This is a genomic window from Rhodanobacter sp. PCA2, from assembly GCF_013620825.1.
Lineage (GTDB): Bacteria > Pseudomonadota > Gammaproteobacteria > Xanthomonadales > Rhodanobacteraceae > Rhodanobacter_A.
Window position 1 is genome coordinate 106,999 of the sequence record NZ_NJIC01000021.1, and the last position, 16,631, is coordinate 123,629.

The 16,631-nt window shown below is 69.6% G+C and carries 11 protein-coding genes and 1 pseudogene; 11 read left to right on the plus strand and 1 reads right to left on the minus strand.

What is annotated here, in order from left to right; genetic code table 11:
• Positions 1-377: 377 nt before the first annotated feature.
• Together PCA_RS09285 and PCA_RS09290 are read left to right on the plus strand one after the other, a co-directional pair.
• Positions 378-4,304 carry a YadA-like family protein gene (locus tag PCA_RS09285; protein ID WP_343204431.1) on the plus strand — a complete coding sequence of 1,309 codons (3,927 nt, stop codon included), beginning with the start codon at positions 378-380 and terminating at the stop codon, positions 4,302-4,304.
• Positions 4,225-6,459, plus strand: coding sequence for a S8 family serine peptidase (locus PCA_RS09290; RefSeq protein ID WP_255436759.1), 2,235 nt, complete (start codon positions 4,225-4,227; stop codon positions 6,457-6,459). The genes PCA_RS09285 and PCA_RS09290 overlap by 80 nt, the downstream gene beginning before the upstream one ends.
• Before the next feature lie 207 nt (positions 6,460-6,666).
• Here PCA_RS09290 and PCA_RS09295 read toward each other — a convergent pair whose 3' ends face one another.
• Complete coding sequence (locus PCA_RS09295) at positions 6,667-7,332, minus strand: protoglobin domain-containing protein (protein WP_255436760.1); 666 nt, start codon at positions 7,330-7,332, stop codon at positions 6,667-6,669.
• Positions 7,333-7,427: 95 nt separating this feature from the next.
• Here PCA_RS09295 and PCA_RS09300 point away from each other — a divergent pair, with 95 nt between their 5' ends.
• The 9 genes and pseudogenes from PCA_RS09300 (at position 7,428) to purF (ending at position 16,583) form a co-directional block, all read left to right on the plus strand.
• Complete coding sequence (locus tag PCA_RS09300; protein ID WP_181302331.1) at positions 7,428-8,303, plus strand: AraC family transcriptional regulator; 876 nt, start codon at positions 7,428-7,430, stop codon at positions 8,301-8,303.
• Between the two features lie 136 nt (positions 8,304-8,439).
• Positions 8,440-8,865, plus strand: coding sequence for a heavy metal-responsive transcriptional regulator (locus PCA_RS09305; RefSeq protein WP_181302332.1), 426 nt, complete (start codon positions 8,440-8,442; stop codon positions 8,863-8,865).
• Entirely contained in the window at positions 8,862-11,465 is a 2,604-nt protein-coding gene (locus PCA_RS09310; protein ID WP_181302333.1) for a heavy metal translocating P-type ATPase, read from the plus strand. Before PCA_RS09305 ends, PCA_RS09310 begins: the two co-directional genes overlap by 4 nt.
• 100 nt (positions 11,466-11,565) lie before the next feature.
• On the plus strand, positions 11,566-11,700 hold the full coding sequence (locus PCA_RS17565) for a hypothetical protein (protein ID WP_255436761.1): 135 nt from the start codon (positions 11,566-11,568) through the stop codon (positions 11,698-11,700).
• A gap of 10 nt (positions 11,701-11,710) precedes the next feature.
• Positions 11,711-11,875, plus strand: coding sequence for a hypothetical protein (locus tag PCA_RS09315; protein WP_181302334.1), 165 nt, complete (start codon positions 11,711-11,713; stop codon positions 11,873-11,875).
• 64 nt (positions 11,876-11,939) lie between these two features.
• Positions 11,940-13,226 (plus strand): annotated as a pseudogene (gene folC / locus PCA_RS09320) (bifunctional tetrahydrofolate synthase/dihydrofolate synthase); the annotation flags it as partial.
• Between the two features lie 76 nt (positions 13,227-13,302).
• On the plus strand, positions 13,303-14,403 hold the full coding sequence (locus PCA_RS09325; RefSeq protein WP_181302336.1) for an SPOR domain-containing protein: 1,101 nt from the start codon (positions 13,303-13,305) through the stop codon (positions 14,401-14,403).
• Positions 14,404-14,428: 25 nt separating this feature from the next.
• Positions 14,429-15,094 (plus strand): CvpA family protein, encoded by a 666-nt coding sequence (locus tag PCA_RS09330; RefSeq protein ID WP_181302337.1) that lies wholly within the window; start codon positions 14,429-14,431, stop codon positions 15,092-15,094.
• Positions 15,095-15,107: 13 nt separating this feature from the next.
• Entirely contained in the window at positions 15,108-16,583 is a 1,476-nt protein-coding gene (purF, locus tag PCA_RS09335; protein WP_181302338.1) for an amidophosphoribosyltransferase, read from the plus strand.
• The last annotated feature ends 48 nt before the right edge of the window (positions 16,584-16,631 follow it).

A 16,631-nucleotide genomic window follows, 5' to 3' on the forward strand; every position in this document is an offset into this window, starting at 1 on the left:
AGAGAGGTTTCCGTGATGTTCTGAAACATTCCTGCCGGCAATGATGTCACGTGCGTGACTTCGTTGGACATGACTTTTCATGATTGCCCGTCGCTTCAGGGCCGGACGGTCATGGGAAATCGTCTGGCCTTCCATCAGAGCTGGGGAGAGCCATGAATAAGGTGTTCAGCAAGGTGTGGAATCGTGCGCTGGGTCAGTGCGTCGTGACCAGCGAGTTGGCCAGGTCGCGCACGCGGTGCGGACGGACGATGGGGACGGTGGTGCTGGCAGTCGGCATGGCCGCTTCCGCCTCGGTCCATGCCGGTGACGATGCGGTTGCGGCGAGGGCGTCGGCGCAGGTTCCGGCGACCTACAGCGTCACCCCGGGTACGAACTCCGTGGCTGCCGGTGTCTCGGGTGTGGAGCGCCAGGTCGCCAACGTGGCGGGCGCCAACACGATGAGCCTGGTGCCACTCGACCAGGCTGCTGCCGGCCATTACCTGGCGGCGGACGGTGCGGCGGATGGCAGCGACGACGCGATGGCCGACGGCCGCAACAGCGTGGCGCTGGGCGGCCTGTCCTATGCCTCGGGCGACTACACCACGGCCTTGGGCGGCTCGAGCTTCGCGTTCGGCACCGGCGCCTCGGCGCTGGGCAACGGCGCGTCGGCGGTCGGGGACTACACGCTGGCCGCAGGCTTCAGCGCCAGCGCGCTGGGCGCCAACGCCACGGCGCTGGGCAACAGTGCCACGGCAGCGACCGACGGCACGGTGGCGATCGGCGGCAAGGCGCTGGACAAGGACGGCAATCCGCTGTTCGTCCGGACCGACTTCTTCGGCGACGTGGTGGAGACGTTGGGCGGCGATGCGACGATCGCCAGCGGCAGCGGCGCCACGGCGATCGGTGCGAGCGCCCAGGCGACCGGCACGCTGGGTACGGCCACCGGCATGTATGCGCGGGCGCTGGGGACCCAGAGCACGGCGGTCGGTGCGATTGCCCGGGCGACGGCCGACTTCAGCACGGCGTTCGGCGTGGATGCCGCGGCCACGGCGACCGCGTCGATGGCGATCGGCGTGAACACCGAAGCCAGCGGCAACGAAAGCGTGGCGGTCGGCGGCATGTATGCGGCCAGCGGCAGCTTCGTGCCGACCCGGGCTACGGGGCAAAGCTCCACGGCGATCGGTGTGGGTTCCCAGGCCAACGGCCTGCGCTCGCTGGCACTGGGTGCGGTTGCCATCGCGGATGCGGGCGACAGCATCGCTGCTGGTTACAACGCGATTGCCCAAGGCCAGTATTCGATCACGCTGGGTTACCTGGCGCGTACCAGCAACGACGGCGACGTGGTCATCGGCGCCAACTCCATGGTCTACAGCGACAACTCGGTCGCGGTGGGCGCGAATGCCTGGGCCACCAACTACAACGCAAGCAATGTCAGCCTGTATGGCGCCGACACGCGGGTGTTGACCAGCGACAGCACGGCGATCGGCTACAACGCCCGCGTCGGTCGCTACGTGGCACCGGCAAACTGGTGGGAGAACGGTAGCTACGTGGGCAGCAACAGCGTGGCGCTGGGTGCCAATTCCTACACGGACCGCGACAACGTGGTTTCCATCGGCGACGCCACGACCGGCCTGACCCGCCAGATCGCGAACGTGGCGGCGGGCACCCTGGACACCGACGCGGTGAACGTGGCGCAGTTGAACCAGGCCACGGCCACCGCCAGCCATTACCTGGCGGCGGACGGTGCGGCGGACGGCAGTGACGATGCGATGGCCGACGGCCGCAACAGCGTGGCGCTGGGCGCCCTGTCCTATGCCTCGGGCGACTACACCACGGCCTTGGGCGGCTCGAGCTTCGCGTTCGGCACCGGCGCTTCGGCGCTGGGCAACGGCGCGTCGGCGGTCGGGGATTACGCGTTGGCCGCGGGCTTCAGCGCCAGCGCGCTGGGCACCAATGCTTCGGCGCTGGGCAACGGTGCCACGGCCGGGGCGGACGGGACGGTGGCGATCGGCGGCAAGGCGCTGGACAAGGACGGCAACCCGCTGTTCGTCCGGACCGACTTCTTCGGCAACGTGGTGGAAAATCTGGGCGGCGACGCGACGATCGCCAGCGGCAACGGCGCCACGGCGGTCGGTGCGAGCGCACAGGCGACAGGCACGCTGGGCACGGCCAACGGCATGTATGCGCGCGCGCTGGGTACCCAGAGCACGGCCGTGGGTGCGATTGCCCGGGCGACAGCCGACTTCAGCACGGCGTTCGGCGTGGATGCCGCGGCCACGGCGACCGCGTCGATGGCGATTGGCGTGAAGACCGAAGCCAGCGGCAACGAGAGCGTGGCGGTTGGCGGCATGTATGCGGCCAGCGGCAGCTTCGTGCCGACCCGGGCCACGGGGCAAAGCTCCACGGCGGTCGGTGTCGGCGCCCAGGCCAACGGCTTGCGCTCGTTGGCTCTTGGCGCAACGGCCATAGCGGACGCGGACGACAGTATTGCTGCCGGCCGCAATGCGATTGCCCAAGGAAAATACTCGATCACGCTGGGTTACATGGCCCGTACCGGCAACGACGGCGCCGTGGTCATCGGCGCCAACTCCATGGTCTACGGCGACAATTCGATTGCGGTCGGTGCGAACGCCTGGGCCACCAACTACAACGCGAACAACGTCAGCCTGTATGGCGCCAACACCCAGGTGCTGACCGCCGACAGCACGGCCATCGGTTACAACGCCCGCGTCGGGCGTTACGTCGCCCCGGCGAACTGGTGGGAAAACGGCAGCTACGTGGGCGTCAACAGCGTGGCGCTGGGTGCCAACTCCTACACGGACCGCGACAACGTGGTTTCCATCGGCGACGCCACGACGGGCCTGACCCGCCAGATCGCCAACGTGGCAGCGGGCACCCAGGATACCGATGCGGTGAACGTGGCGCAGTTGAAGGCCGCCGGGCTGACTGATGGCAACGGCAACGCCCTGGCTGCGGTGACCTATGACGATGCCGCCAAGGGCAGCATCATCCTCCAGGGGGCCCAGGGCACCCGGATCGGCAACGTGGCCACCGGCGACGTCAGCGAAGGCAGCACCGATGCCGTCAACGGAGGACAGCTCTACACCACCAACGCGGTCGTCGCGCAGAACGCCGCGACGATCCGGGCCATCAACGGTTCCGCCGTGTTCTATGCCGATGCCGCCCATAGCCGGGTTGCGCTGGGCGACGGCAACATCCCGGTCACCCTGGGCAATGTCGCAGCCGGTGCGGCAGCCAGCGATGCCGTCAATGTCGCCCAGCTCAACGAGGCCGTGGCTGGCCTGGGCGTGGCGGCAGGCGCTTCGTTGGGTGCGTTCGGGCAATCGGTGGCCCAGGCCCTGGGCGGCAACGCCGGCTATGGCGCGGGTGGTCTGGTTGCGCCGTCCTACCTGATCCAGGGGGCGAGCTACGGTTCGGTGGGCGACGCTTTTGGCGCGGTGGATACCTCGTTGAACAGCATGCTGCAGAAGCTTGATCTGGCGAACCAGCAGATCGGCGAGTTGCAGCAGGGAGCGGGTGCCGCGGTTGCGGTCGGCAGCGGCAACGGCCTGGCGATCGGAAAAGACAGCGTGGCCAGGGACGCCCGCGACATCGCCATCGGCAGCGGTGCCACGATCGGCGCCGACGGCAGCACGGCGGTGGGTGACCATGCCACCGTTGCCGCCGTGGCCACCAATGCCGTGGCCGTGGGCTCCGACAGCAATGTGGCGTCGTCGTCCGGCACCGCATTGGGCTCGGGCGCCAGCGTGGCCGCAGGCGCCGACGGCGCAGTCGCCTTGGGCGCGGGCTCGGTTGCCGATCGTGCCAACACCGTATCGGTGGGCAGCGCGGGCAACGAACGGCAGATCACCAACGTGGCAGCCGGTACGGCTGCCACCGATGCGGCCAACACCGGGCAGGTGGCGGAAGCCGTGGCCGCGGCCAAGAGTTATGCGGATGCCGGGGATCAGAACACGCTGTCCGCCGCGAATGCCTACACCGACGGCAAGCTCGGCAGCATGGTCAGCAGCTCACAGTTCGACAACTTCCGCAACCAGGTGAGCGATCAGTTCAATGCCGTCAACACGCGGCTGAACCGGGTCGGCGCGATGGGAACGGCGATGGCCGGCATGGCGGGCGCGATCGCCTCGGCTCCGGGCACCGACAACCGCGTCAGTGCCGCGATGGGCGGCTATCACGGTCAGGGTGCGCTGGCGGTGGGCTACGCCAAGCGCATTCCGGGCAATGGCAGCGTGCTGGTGGGGGCGTCCATCGCAGGTGGCGGCGAGTCCAGCGGCACCGTCGGCGTCAGCTTCGGCTGGTGACGCCCGGCGCCTCCGCATCCATCGATGCGGGGGCGCATCCCGGGCTGCGGGAAACCGCTCGGGGTTCTTCTCATTCACGGACACCTTCGTTCGGACGGCTCGCCGCTTCGCAACAGGCCAGTCGATCCTTTTCCGTACCACTCATGGGGAGCATTGCATGAAGTCACTTCACACGATCCGGCTGGGAGCCCTGGCCGCCGCCCTGGCCCTGGCGATGCCTGTCGCCCACGCGGCCGACACTACGAACGGCGCCCCGGCGCCACAGATCTCCAAGGTCAATCTCACCACCATGCAGCCTGGCGAGAGCTATGACCGCTTCATCGTCACCTACCGGCAGGGCAGCAGCGAGCGCGCCAACCATGCGGTCGCCCTGCAGAACGTCAGCGCCGCCGTCGCCCGGGCCGGCTTCACCGGCGGCACGGCCCGGCTGGGTCAGAGCGCCGCGGCGCCGCTGACGGTCAGCTACAAGCGCAAGCTCGGCGTGGGGGCGGACCTGGTGAAGATCTCGCGCAAGCTGAACCCGAACGAGGCTTCCGAACTGATGCACCAGATCGCCGCCGATCCGGCCGTGGAACATGTCGAAGCCGACGTGATGCTGCATCTGGTGCGCGACACCGGGGCCTCCGCAAAACTGTCCGTTGCCATGAGCGATGCGTCCACCCCGAACGACCCCTACTTCGCGGAATACCAGTGGCACCTCAAACCCGGTGACGGTGACACCAGCGCGGTCGGCTCCGATGCGATCGGCTACGCGAACTACGGCGGCGCCGATACCTCGCCGGTGTGGAACCTGACCGATGGCGCTGGCGTGACCGTGGCCGTGCTGGATACCGGCTTGACCCACCATCCGGATCTGGATACCTCGCTGGGCGACTCCGGTTACGACTTCATCACCGATGCCTTCACTTCCGGTCGCAGCGTCGACGGCCGCGTGCCGGGCGGCTGGGATACCGGCGACTGGACCAACCAGGATCCCTGGATGAGTGCGTGCACCAGTCCGAACCGTCCGCCCCAGCCAAGCTCCTGGCACGGCACGCATGTGTCCGGCACGATCGCCGAGCTGACCGGCAACGGCGTCGGCATGGCGGGTTCCGCGGGCGCGGCCAAGGTGTTGCCGGTGCGTGTGCTCGGTCACTGCGGCGGCGCCACGTCGGATATCGCCGATGCCATCGAATGGGCTTCGGGCGGCCACGTCGACGGGGTGCCCGACAACCAGAATCCGGCGCAGGTCATCAGCCTGAGCCTGGGCGGTGGCGGTACATGCAGCGCCAGCGACGTTACCGGCAAGGCGATCGCCGACGCCATCTCGCGTGGTGCCACGGTGGTGGTGGCCGCCGGGAATTCCGGTGCCGACACGACCAATTTCACGCCGGCAAACTGCCCCGGGGCGCTCACGGTGGCGTCAGTGGGCATCACCGGCAAGCGCGCGTACTACTCCAACTTCGGCAGCGCCGTGGCGCTGGCTGCGCCGGGCGGCGGGATCTACGCCAACGACGCCAGTTCCGGTTCGCAAGCCTATGCCGGCTTCGTGTGGTCGACCCTGAACGCCAGTTCGAACAGCCCGGACGAGAGCGCATCCGGCTATGTCTATGGCGGCATGGCGGGAACCTCGCAGGCCACTCCGCACGTCAGCGGCGCCATCGCGCTGGTCATCGCCGCGCGCCGGGAGGCCGGACTGAGCCCCTTGTCGCCGACCGACATCAAGGCGTTGCTGACGTCCTCCGCACGCAGTTTCCCGGTGACGCCCGACCACCCGATCGGCGCCGGCATTCTCGACGCCTATGCGGCGGTGAACAAGGCGTTGGGCAGGCAGGCGCCCGATCCCGCTCCGCTGCCGCTGGTCAATGGCACGTTGCTCGGGGGGCAGGCAGGCAATGGCGGCCAGTCGATCATCTACAAGATCGACGTACCCGCCGGCGCGTCCAACCTCAACATTCGCAGCATGGGCGGTACGGGCGACGTGGCGATGTACGTGAAGGCGGGGGCGGTCCCGGTTGCCGACGGCAGCGATGCCGACTTCGCCTCCAACCGCCCGGGCACTACGGAGCTCGTGTCGGTTCCCCGGCCGGCGGCCACCACCTACTACGTGCGCGTGGTTGGCGTGATGAAGTTTTCCGGCTTGTCCATGCTCGCCGTCTACACGGCGCCCAGGTAAGGCAGTGGGCGGGGAGTCCTGCGTGGCAGGCTCCCCGCCGCTTTTCGCGTGCGGTCGAATTTTCGACACGAGCCTGCTGGACACGGCCCGTGCCGGATTCGTGCCGCGGCGTGGCCGTCCCTCGACTTGCTGCGCATGGTGAGGAAGGCCACGGAGCCGCCGGCGTGAGCCGGCATGCGGGGCTTGCGGGCCGAGCTGCGGCAGGAATCAGAAGCTTCCGTCGCGCACGTACGGATAGCTCCACAGAATGGTCTGCATCAGCACCGACTTCACCCAGGCGGCCTGCATCTTCTCCACGTCTTCCGCCGACGCGCCCTTCTTCGCGAGGAACGGTTTCAGCGTCGTGGTCACCGGTATGGTCAGCGCCGGGATGTAGCGGAAGTGCACCAGCGGCACGCTGTCGGCGTGATCGGTGCTGTTCTTCTTCGGCGAGGTGTGGCGCAGGCCTATCTCGTACTGGTAGTCCAGCCACGCCTGGTCGTAGTTCGCGCTGGCGGTGTCGAGGATCCACTGGGCGAAGCGCTTGCGCACGGCCTCCAGGTAGGCGGCGTCCGGCTTGCCGGTCTTGTTGTTGCGGAAATACACGACCAGTTCCGGCGTGGAGGCGACGAAGCCGTACCAGACGTCGAGTATCGCGTCGGTCTGGTCGGCGAGGATCGCCTTGCTCATGCGCAGGTAGCGCACGTCCTCGTCGGTGAAGAGCAGCGCCTTCTCCAGGGACTTCAGCTCCTGCATCGTGTACGGCGCCTTGGCCAGGGTGGCTTGTCCGTAGGCGTAGCCGGGGATCGCAGGCCGGTCCTGCGCGTCCGCCTGCGGGGTCAGCATGAAGGTGGCGGCGAGCGTGGTTGCGCCCATCCATCGCGTAAGGCTCATGGGTTTCTCCTGTCGGTTGCGGAACAGGAGGCCAGTCTAGGCAGCAGGATTGTATGATTGGGCTCGATGAGTCCATGAAACATTGCTGATCGTCCATGAAGACGCATGTTGCCGACCAAGCGCTGCCGTCCGTGGACCGCCTGTCTTCACTGCTGGAGCGGTTCCGGGTCCGCGCGCATCTGTTCCATGCCGGCGCGCTGTGCGGCACCACGCGTTTTGCCGCGGAGCCGGGGCGGGCGTTCCTGCATGTGCTGCGCCGGGGCGGGATGCGGCTCACCCACCGCGCGGGCGGCAAGGCGCTGCGCCAGCTGGAACTGGCGGAGCCGACGCTGCTGTTCTACCCGCGGCCTTTCGAGCACGACTTCCACAACGCGCCGGTCGAAGGCTCGGACTTCGTCTGCGCGACGCTGGATTTCGACGGCGGCCCCAGGCACCCGCTGGTCCAGTCGCTGCCGCCGCTGATCGTGCTGCGCATCGCCGAGGTCGACGGCATCGCGCAGACGCTGGACCTGCTGTTCGCGGAGACGGAGCGGGTGCGCTGCGGCCAGCGCGTGCTGGCCGACCGCCTGTTCGAGGTGCTGGTGCTGCAGATGCTGCGCTGGCTGCTGGACCATCCGGCCCGCGCCGGCATCCATGCGGGGCTGCTGTGCGGGCTTGCGCATCCGAAGCTGGCGCGGGCGCTCACGGGCATGCACGAACAGCCCGGGCAGGCATGGTCGCTGCAAGCCATGGCCCGTCTGGCCGGCATGTCGCGCAGCGCGTTCGCGGCCGAGTTCAAGGCCGCGCTCGGTACGACGCCCGCGGAGTATCTGCTGCGCTGGCGGGTCTCGCTCGCGCAATCGATGCTGCGCAACGGCGCCTCGGTAAAACGGGCCAGCGACGAGCTTGGCTATGCCAGTGCGGCGGCGTTCTCGCGGGCGTTCGCGCAGGTGGCCGGGACATCCCCCCGGCGCTGGCTGAAAACCTGCTGACGGTGTCCGTGCGGCGTTTCGTACCGTTTCCTTTCCGCGCTGCCGATGCGAAGGCGGGCGAGGGTCGTATCGTCTGGGGTGGATGATGCGAAAAGGGCTTGACTCTCGACCTTGATCCAAGGTCTAGACTTTCCCCATGAACACGCCAACCCCCTCGCTCACCATCGGTGCCGTCGCCAAGCGCGTCGGCGTGGCCATCGACACCATCCGCTACTACGAGCGCGAAGGGCTGCTGCCGGAACCGCTGCGGCGGGCTTCCGGTTATCGCAGTTACGACGAAGGCAGCATCGCGCAGCTGCGCTTCATCCGTCGCGCCAAGGACCTGGGTTTCACGCTGGAGGAAATCCGCGAGTTGCTGGCGCTGTCGTCGGATCGCCAGCGCGGGGTGAAGGCGGTGAAGCAGCGCGCGCAGAAGCGGCTGGCGGCGATCGAGCAGCGCATCGCCGAACTCCAGCGCGTGCGCGATGGCCTGGCGCAATTGGTGGCCTCGTGCCCCGGCCATGGCAAGCCGGAGGAGTGTCCGATCCTGCGCGCGCTCACCGACGAGGAGGTGAGCCCATGAGCGGCCAGGGAAGCTGCTGCGCGTCGGCCCCGGCCGGCATGGCCGTCGCGGAACGCGATCCGGTGTGCGGGATGTCGGTGGACCCGGCCACCGCGAAGCATCGCAGCGTGCACGAAGGCCGCGACATGTATTTCTGCTGCGCCGGCTGCAAGGCGAAGTTCGACGCCGAACCGCTGCGTTATCTGGTGGGCGCGCAGCCTGCGGGTGGCGGGTGCTGCACCTCGAAGACCGTGCCGTTGAGCCTGCAGGTGCAGGGGACGGTTCATGGCCATCACGACCACGACCATCACGATCACGCGCAGCACGCACACATGGTGAAGGACCCGGTCTGCGGCATGACCGTCGATCCGCGCACAGCGAAGCACCACGCCGAACATGCCGGTCACGACTACCACTTCTGCTCGGCGCATTGCCGCGAGAAGTTCGTGGCCGATCCGGCGGCTTATCTTGGCGAGCGCAAGCCCGTGCCGCCGGCTCCGGTCGGCGCGATCTACACCTGTCCGATGCATCCCGAGGTGCAGCAGGCCGGCCCTGGCGATTGCCCGAAATGCGGCATGGCGCTGGAGCCGATGATGCCCACGCTGGAGGAGGACGATGGCGGCGAGTTGCGCGCGCTGACGCTGCGCTTCTGGACGCTGTTCGCGCTCACCATGCCGGTGTTCCTGCTTTCGATGGGGCCGCACCTGTTCGGCTGGCAACTGCCTGCGCCGTGGAACGGCGTCGCCGGCTGGGCGGAGGCGCTGTTGTCCAGCGTGGTGGTGCTGTGGGGCGGCGCGCCGTTCTTCGCGCGCGGCTGGCGTTCGCTGAAGCCGTGGTCGCCGAACATGTACACGCTGATCGCGCTGGGTACCGGCGTCGCGTGGACATACAGCGCGGTGGCCTTCCTGCTGCCCGGCGTCTTCCCGGCCGGCTTCCGCGACATGCATGGCCGCGTGGGCGTGTATTTCGAATCCGCCGCGGTGATCGTGACCCTGGTGACGCTGGGCGATTTCCTGGAACTGCGCGCACGCCGTCGTACCGGCTCGGCCTTGAAGGCGCTGCTGGGACTGGCGCCCAAGACCGCACGGCGCATCGCCGCCGACGGCAGCGAGGCCGACGTGCCGCTGGATGCGGTGCAGGCCGGCGACACGCTGCGCGTTCGCCCCGGCGAGAAGCTGCCGGTGGATGGCGTGGTGCTTGAAGGCGCGAGCCATGTCGACGAATCCATGCTCACCGGCGAGCCGATGCCGGTGGCCAAGGGCCGGGGCGACAAGCTGGCCGGCGGCACGCTGAACCGCGACGGCGCGCTGGTGATGCGTGCGGAGAAGGTGGGCAGCGAAACCCTGCTGGCGCAGATCGTCGCGCTGGTAGCGCAGGCGCAGCGCAGCAAGGCGCCGCTGCAGCGCGTGGCCGACAAGGTGGCCGCGTGGTTCGTGCCGGCGGTGGCCGCCGTGGCGGTGCTGGCGTTCGTCGCGTGGGCCGTGTTCGGGCCGTCGCCGCAACTGGCGCATGCGTTGATCGCGGCGGTGTCGGTGCTGATCATCGCCTGTCCCTGCGCGCTTGGCCTCGCCACGCCGATCTCGATCATGGTCGCCAGCGGGCGCGGTGCGCAGCACGGCGTGCTGTTCAGGGACGCTGGCGCGATCGAGGCGCTGCAGGGCATCGACACCCTGGTGGTGGACAAGACCGGTACGCTGACCGAAGGCCGGCCCGCGCTCGCCGAACTGGTGGCGCTGGGCGACCAGCCGCGCGAATACCTGCTGGCGCTGGCCGCCGCGCTGGAGCGGCCCAGCGAACATCCGCTGGCCCATGCCATCGTGGGCGCCGCCGACGCCGAAGGCGTGGCGAGGTTGACGGCGACGGGATTCCGCGCGCTCACCGGCCGCGGCGTGGTAGCCACGGTGGATGGCGCCACGGTCGCGCTGGGCAATGCGAAACTGCTGCAGGAACTGGGCATCGCGCCCGGCGCGGACGCGGAAGCCCGGGCCGAGCAGTTGCGCGGGCAGGGCGCCACGGTGATGCATCTCGCCGTCGACGGCAGGCATGCCGCGTTGCTCGCGGTGGCCGACCGCATCAAGCCGGAAGCGCCGCGGATCGTGGCGGCGCTCAAGGCGGCGGGTCTGCGCGTGGTGATGCTCACCGGCGACAACGCCACCACCGCGCAGGCGGTGGCCGGCCGGCTCGGTATCGACGAAGTGCATGCGGAAGTCTCGCCCGCCGACAAGGCCGCCGCGGTGAACGCGTTGCGCGGCGAAGGGCGCAAGGTGGCGATGGCCGGCGACGGCGTCAACGACGCGCCCGCACTGGCCGCCGCCGACGTAGGCATCGCGATGGGCAACGGCAGCGACGTGGCGATGGAAAGCGCGCAGGTGACCCTGGTGAAGGGCGAGCTGGGCGCGATCCTGCGCGCCCGCACGCTGTCGCAGGCCACGGTGCGCAACATCCGCCAGAACCTGTTCTTCGCCTTCGTCTACAACGGCATCGGCGTGCCGCTGGCGGCGGGCGTGCTGTACCCCGCGTTCGGCATCGTGCTGTCGCCGATGATCGCCGCACTGGCGATGAGCCTCAGTTCGGTATCGGTGGTGAGCAATGCGCTGAGGTTGCACCGCACACCGCTGTGACGACTGTCACCGGCGATGCTTGACGGTCGCTCCTGCCGCGCCTCCGGCCATCGGCGGAACATCTCCTTCGCACCCAATCACGGGTCGAAGGAGATGCCCCATGAACACGATCGCCCTGCTTCGCCACGCGCTTGACCGCTACGCGCTTCCCCTGCTGCTGGCCGTGTCTTCCAGTGCCTCCATCGGTTTCGGCCTGGCCTGGTCGCTGCACGCCATCGTCCACCCGCTGGTCTGAGGAGAACGCCATGCATGCCGCCAACGACCTGCGCAGCACGCTGGAGAAACACGCGCCGCTGCTGCTCGCCCTGCTGCTCGTGCTGCTGTCCGCCCGGATGCTGAAGAAGACGTTCTGGAGCCTGTTCGGCATATACATGGCCCTGCACTACAGCGGCATCCATCCCTTCGGCTGAGGGCGCCGCCCTGTGCGGCAAGGGTGGAAGGCTCTAAGCTGCCGGCCTTCCGCAGCACGAAGTCCCCAGCATGTCCCGCACCCTCGCCGAATGGCTGGCCTACCAGGAACACGTCAACCCGCGCAGCATCGAGCTGGGCCTGGAGCGCGTGCGCAGCGTGTGGCAGCGGATGGGCGCGGCAGCGCCGGCGCGACGGGTCGTCACCGTGGCCGGCACCAACGGCAAGGGTTCCACCGTGGCGTTGCTGGAGGCGATGGCACGGGGCGCGGGCCTGCACGTGGGCGCATACACCTCGCCGCACCTGCTCGCCTACAACGAGCGCGTGCGCATCGACGGCCATGACGTGGACGACGCGGCGCTGGTGGCCAGCTTCGAGCGCATCGAGGCCGCGCGTGGCGACAACCCGCTGACCTATTTCGAATACGGCACGCTGGCCGCGCTGGACCTGTTCGCGCGCGCCGGGCTCGACCTGGCGGTGCTGGAAGTGGGCCTGGGCGGACGGCTGGACGCGGTGAACATCGTGGACGCCGACGTGGCCGTGATCACCACGGTCGACCTCGACCACATGGACTGGCTCGGCAACGACCGCGACAGCATCGGCCGCGAGAAGGCCGGCATCGCCCGCGCCGGCCGGCCGGCGATCGTGGGCGAGGCCGATCCGCCGCAGGGATTGCTGGACGCGCTGGCCGCCGCCGGTGCGCGGGTCGAACGCGCCGGAGCGGACTTCGTCGTCGAACGACATGCCGACGGCTGGCGCTGGCGCCACCACGACGGCACCGCGATGGATCTCCCCGCGCCCGTGCTGGCCGCGCCGGTGCAATACGCCAACGCCGCGGCGGCCATTGCCGCGCTGCATGCGGTGTGGGTCGGCGGCGGCCCGCTGGCGCCGCAGGATGCCTATGCCGCGGTCTGCCGCGGCCTGCGCCATGCACGCGTCGCGGCGCGGCTGCAGTCGCTGGGCGGCGATCCGCCGTTGATCGTGGACGTGGGCCACAACCCGCAGGCCGCGCGCGCGCTGGCCGCGTGGCTGGACGCGCAGCCGCCCGCGCGCACCCACGCCGTATACGGCGCGCTGGCGGACAAGGACGTGGCCGGCGTGCTCGCCGCGCTGGGCACGCGCATCGACCACTGGCACCTCGCCGGCCTGGACGGCGCCAGCCCGCGCGGCCTGCCGGTGGGTGCGCTGGCCGGGATCCTGCAGCGGGTGCTGCCGCAGGCGAGGCACGACCGCCACGCGGACGTGCCCGGCGCGCTGGCCGCGGCCCGGGCCGCGGCGAAGCCCGGCGAGCGCATGCTCGCGTTCGGCTCGTTCTTCGTGGCCGGCGCGGTCATGGCTGAACGCGGCCGGTGAGCCGCGGGCGGCGGGTGGAGCGGGGCAGGTATAATCGGCGGATTGCGGGCCACGCGGGCCGCCTCGGAGCGAACTCTTGAAAACACGTCTGCTGGGTGCTGCCGTACTGATTGCCCTGCTCGTCATCTTCGTGCCGATGTTCTTCTCCAGCAATCCGCCGCCGGCCACGGCGGGCGACCAGTCGGTCAGCCTCGCGATCCCGCCCGCGCAGGACGGCAACCTGCAGACCCGCACCATGAGCCTGACCCCAGGCGCCCCCGCGACGGCGGGGAGCGCGGCACCTGCGGCGACCACAACCGTCGCTGCGGCGCCGGCCGCCAGCACCGCCACGGTGACGCCGGGACAGGGTGGCCTCGCGACGGTGGATATCGCCTCGCGCCGGCCCACCGACGTGGGTACCGACGCGGCCGCGCCCAAGGCGCAGCCGCCGGGCGGCACGGTGATGGGTTCCGGCGCCTCGCCGTCGCAACCGGTGATCCCGCTGCAGAACGGCAGCTCCAACGCCACGAAAGCCGTCGCGGCCGGCGCCGCCGCGGCGGCCGCGACGCGCGCCCCGTCGCCCACCCAGGCCGCGGCCATCGCCCCCGCCACGGGCGCGGTGGATCACGCGTTGTACGTGCTCAACCTCAGCGCCTATGCCAACGCCAACAGCGTGGACCACCTGGTACGCAAGGTCCGCGGCCTCGGTTACCCGGTGCTCACCCGCATCATCACCCAGGCCGGCAAGCAGCTCACCCTGGTGACCGCGGGCCCGTTCGATTCGCGCACCGCGGCCGAGGCGGCGCGGCTGAAGATCACCCAGTCGATTCCCGGCGTGCCGGCGAAACTGGTGGAAGGGCTGGGCCATGCGGATTCCAATATCGCCTCGACGCCGGTCGGCCCGGGTACCCGCAAGGCCGCGACCCCGGCAGCGACGCCCGCGGCCACCGCGCCGGCGCGCGCCGGCGGCTACGCGGTGCAGCTCGCCGCGCTGGGCAGCGAGGCCGACGCCAATGCGATGCGCGACAAGCTGCGCGCCGGCGGCTTCGACGGTTTCGTGGATTCGGTGAACGCGGGCGGCAAGCGCCTGTGGCGCGTGCGCGCGGGCCCGCAGACCCAGCGCGCGGACGCCGAGCGCGTGCGCGACCAGATCAAGGCGAAGTTCGGCATCAGCGGCAACGTGGTCGGCGTCCCCTGAGTACGGCGCAGGCGTGAGCCAAGGCATGAACTGGATCGACATCACGATACTCGGCGTGCTGGGCCTGTCGGTGCTGATAGGCCTGTGGCGCGGCCTGGTGTCCGAGGTGCTGGCGCTGGTGATCTGGATCGCCGCGTTCTGGGTGGCGTGGCTGTTCGGGCCGACGATGTCCGCACAACTGCACATGATCACCGTGCCGGCGGCGCGCATCGCCGCGGGCTACGCGTTGTGCTTCGTTCTGGTGCTGCTGCTGGGCGCGCTGCTGCGTTTCCTCATGCTGCGGCTGCTGGCGAGCACCGGCCTGTCCGGCACCGACCGCCTGCTGGGCATGGTGTTCGGGCTGGCGCGCGGCGTGTTGCTGGTGTGCGTGCTGGTGTTCCTGTGCCAGTTCACCGCCTTCACCCGCGAGCCGCCGTGGCGGCAGTCGCTGCTGCTGCCGCCGTTCCAGAGCGCCACCATCTGGCTGGGCCAGCGGATTCCGCCGGGCGTGCGCGAGCATTTCCATCCCGACGCGGTGACGGGCTCGCTGCGCGAGCGCCTGGACCCGGCGACCGTGGCCGGCGCCTTGCGCGGGCACCTGGATACCCCGGCGCCGTCCGGCACATTGCACAAGCCGTCGGCCGCCACCATATCGGCGCCGGGCACGAGCCCCGTACCGGCGGCTTCCGTCTCCTCTTCGAATCACCCGTAGCAGGCAACCCATCATGTGCGGAATCATCGGCGTCGTCGGTACCACCGAAGTGGCATCGGGGCTTTATGACGGCCTCACCGTGCTGCAGCACCGCGGCCAGGACGCGGCCGGCATCGCCACGGTGGATGGCGCGCGGCTGCGCCTGCACAAGGGCAACGGCCTGGTGCGCGACGTGTTCAACCAGCACGCGATGAACCGGCTGCGCGGGCGCATCGGCATCGGCCACTGCCGCTACCCCACGGCGGGTTCCGAGGGCGCCGAGGAGGCGCAACCGTTCTACGTCAACTCGCCCTACGGCATCGCGTTCGCGCACAATGGCAACCTGGTGAACACCGAGGCGCTGCGCAAGGAGATGTTCGAGGACGACCGCCGCCACATCAACACCGATTCGGACTCCGAGGTGCTGCTGAACGTGCTGGCGCACGAACTGCAGATCCAGGAGCGGATGGCGCTGACGCCGGACCACATCTTCAAGGCCGTGGCCGCGGTGCATGCGCGCGCGCGAGGCGGCTATGCCTGCATCGCGCTGCTGCTCGGCTACGGCCTGCTGGCGTTCCGCGACCCCAACGGCATCCGCCCGCTGGTGCTGGGCGAGCGCGTCACCGGCGAGGGGCACGAGTACGCGGTGGCCTCCGAATCGGTGGCGCTGGACGTGCTGGGCTTCAAGCGCCTGCGCGACGTGGCGCCGGGCGAGGCGGTGTTCATCACCGACGACGGCAAGCTCCACACGCGCCACTGCGCGGACGGCGCGACGCATGCGCCGTGCATCTTCGAGTACGTGTACCTGGCCCGTCCCGACTCGATGATCGAGAACGTGTCGGTGTACAAGGCGCGCCTGCGCATGGGCCAGAAGCTGGCCGAGAAGATCCTGCGCGAGCGGCCGGACCACGGCATCGACGCGGTGATCCCCATTCCCGACACCGCCCGCACCGCCGCCAGTGCGCTGGCCGAGGCGCTGGGCGTGCCGTTCCGCGAGGGCTTCGTCAAGAACCGCTACGTCGGTCGCACCTTCATCATGCCGGGGCAGGGCGACCGCGTGAAATCGGTGCGCCGCAAGCTCAACCCGGTGGAGCTGGAGTTCCGCAAGAAGAACGTGCTGCTGGTGGACGACTCCATCGTGCGCGGCACCACCTCGCGGCAGATCATCCAGATGGCGCGCGACGCCGGCGCGAGGCAGGTGTACTTCGCCTCCGCCGCGCCGCCGGTGCGCTATCCCAACGTGTACGGCATCGACATGCCCTCGGCCGGCGAACTCGTCGCCGCCGGCAAGACCGAGGCCGAGGTGCAGCAGATGCTCGGCGCCGACTGGCTGATCTACCAGGACCTCAAGGACCTGGTGTGGGCGGTGCAGGACGGCAACGAATCCCTGAAGCAATTCGACGCTTCCTGCTTCGACGGCGAATACATCACCGGCCTGGACCGGCATTACCTCGAGCAGATCGAGATGTTGCGCTCCGACGACGCCAAGGCCGCGCGGCGCACGGCGTGACACCGCTTTTCCTCCCTCTCCCCTCCGGGGAGAGGGCCGGGGTGAGGG

What these genes read in the sequence shown, in the direction of transcription:
- PCA_RS09315 (WP_181302334.1), top strand. Translation starts at nt 11,711, where the DNA reads ATGCATGCCGCCAACGACCTGCGCAGCACGCTGGAGAAACACGCGCCG.
- purF (WP_181302338.1), top strand. Translation starts at nt 15,108, where the DNA reads ATGTGCGGAATCATCGGCGTCGTCGGTACCACCGAAGTGGCATCGGGG.
- PCA_RS09310 (WP_181302333.1), top strand. Translation starts at nt 8,862, where the DNA reads ATGAGCGGCCAGGGAAGCTGCTGCGCGTCGGCCCCGGCCGGCATGGCC.
- PCA_RS09300 (WP_181302331.1), top strand. Translation starts at nt 7,428, where the DNA reads ATGAAGACGCATGTTGCCGACCAAGCGCTGCCGTCCGTGGACCGCCTG.
- PCA_RS09330 (WP_181302337.1), top strand. Translation starts at nt 14,429, where the DNA reads ATGAACTGGATCGACATCACGATACTCGGCGTGCTGGGCCTGTCGGTG.
- PCA_RS09305 (WP_181302332.1), top strand. Translation starts at nt 8,440, where the DNA reads ATGAACACGCCAACCCCCTCGCTCACCATCGGTGCCGTCGCCAAGCGC.
- PCA_RS17565 (WP_255436761.1), top strand. Translation starts at nt 11,566, where the DNA reads ATGAACACGATCGCCCTGCTTCGCCACGCGCTTGACCGCTACGCGCTT.
- PCA_RS09290 (WP_255436759.1), top strand. Translation starts at nt 4,225, where the DNA reads ATGGCAGCGTGCTGGTGGGGGCGTCCATCGCAGGTGGCGGCGAGTCCA.
- PCA_RS09295 (WP_255436760.1), bottom strand. Translation starts at nt 7,332, where the DNA reads ATGAGCCTTACGCGATGGATGGGCGCAACCACGCTCGCCGCCACCTTC.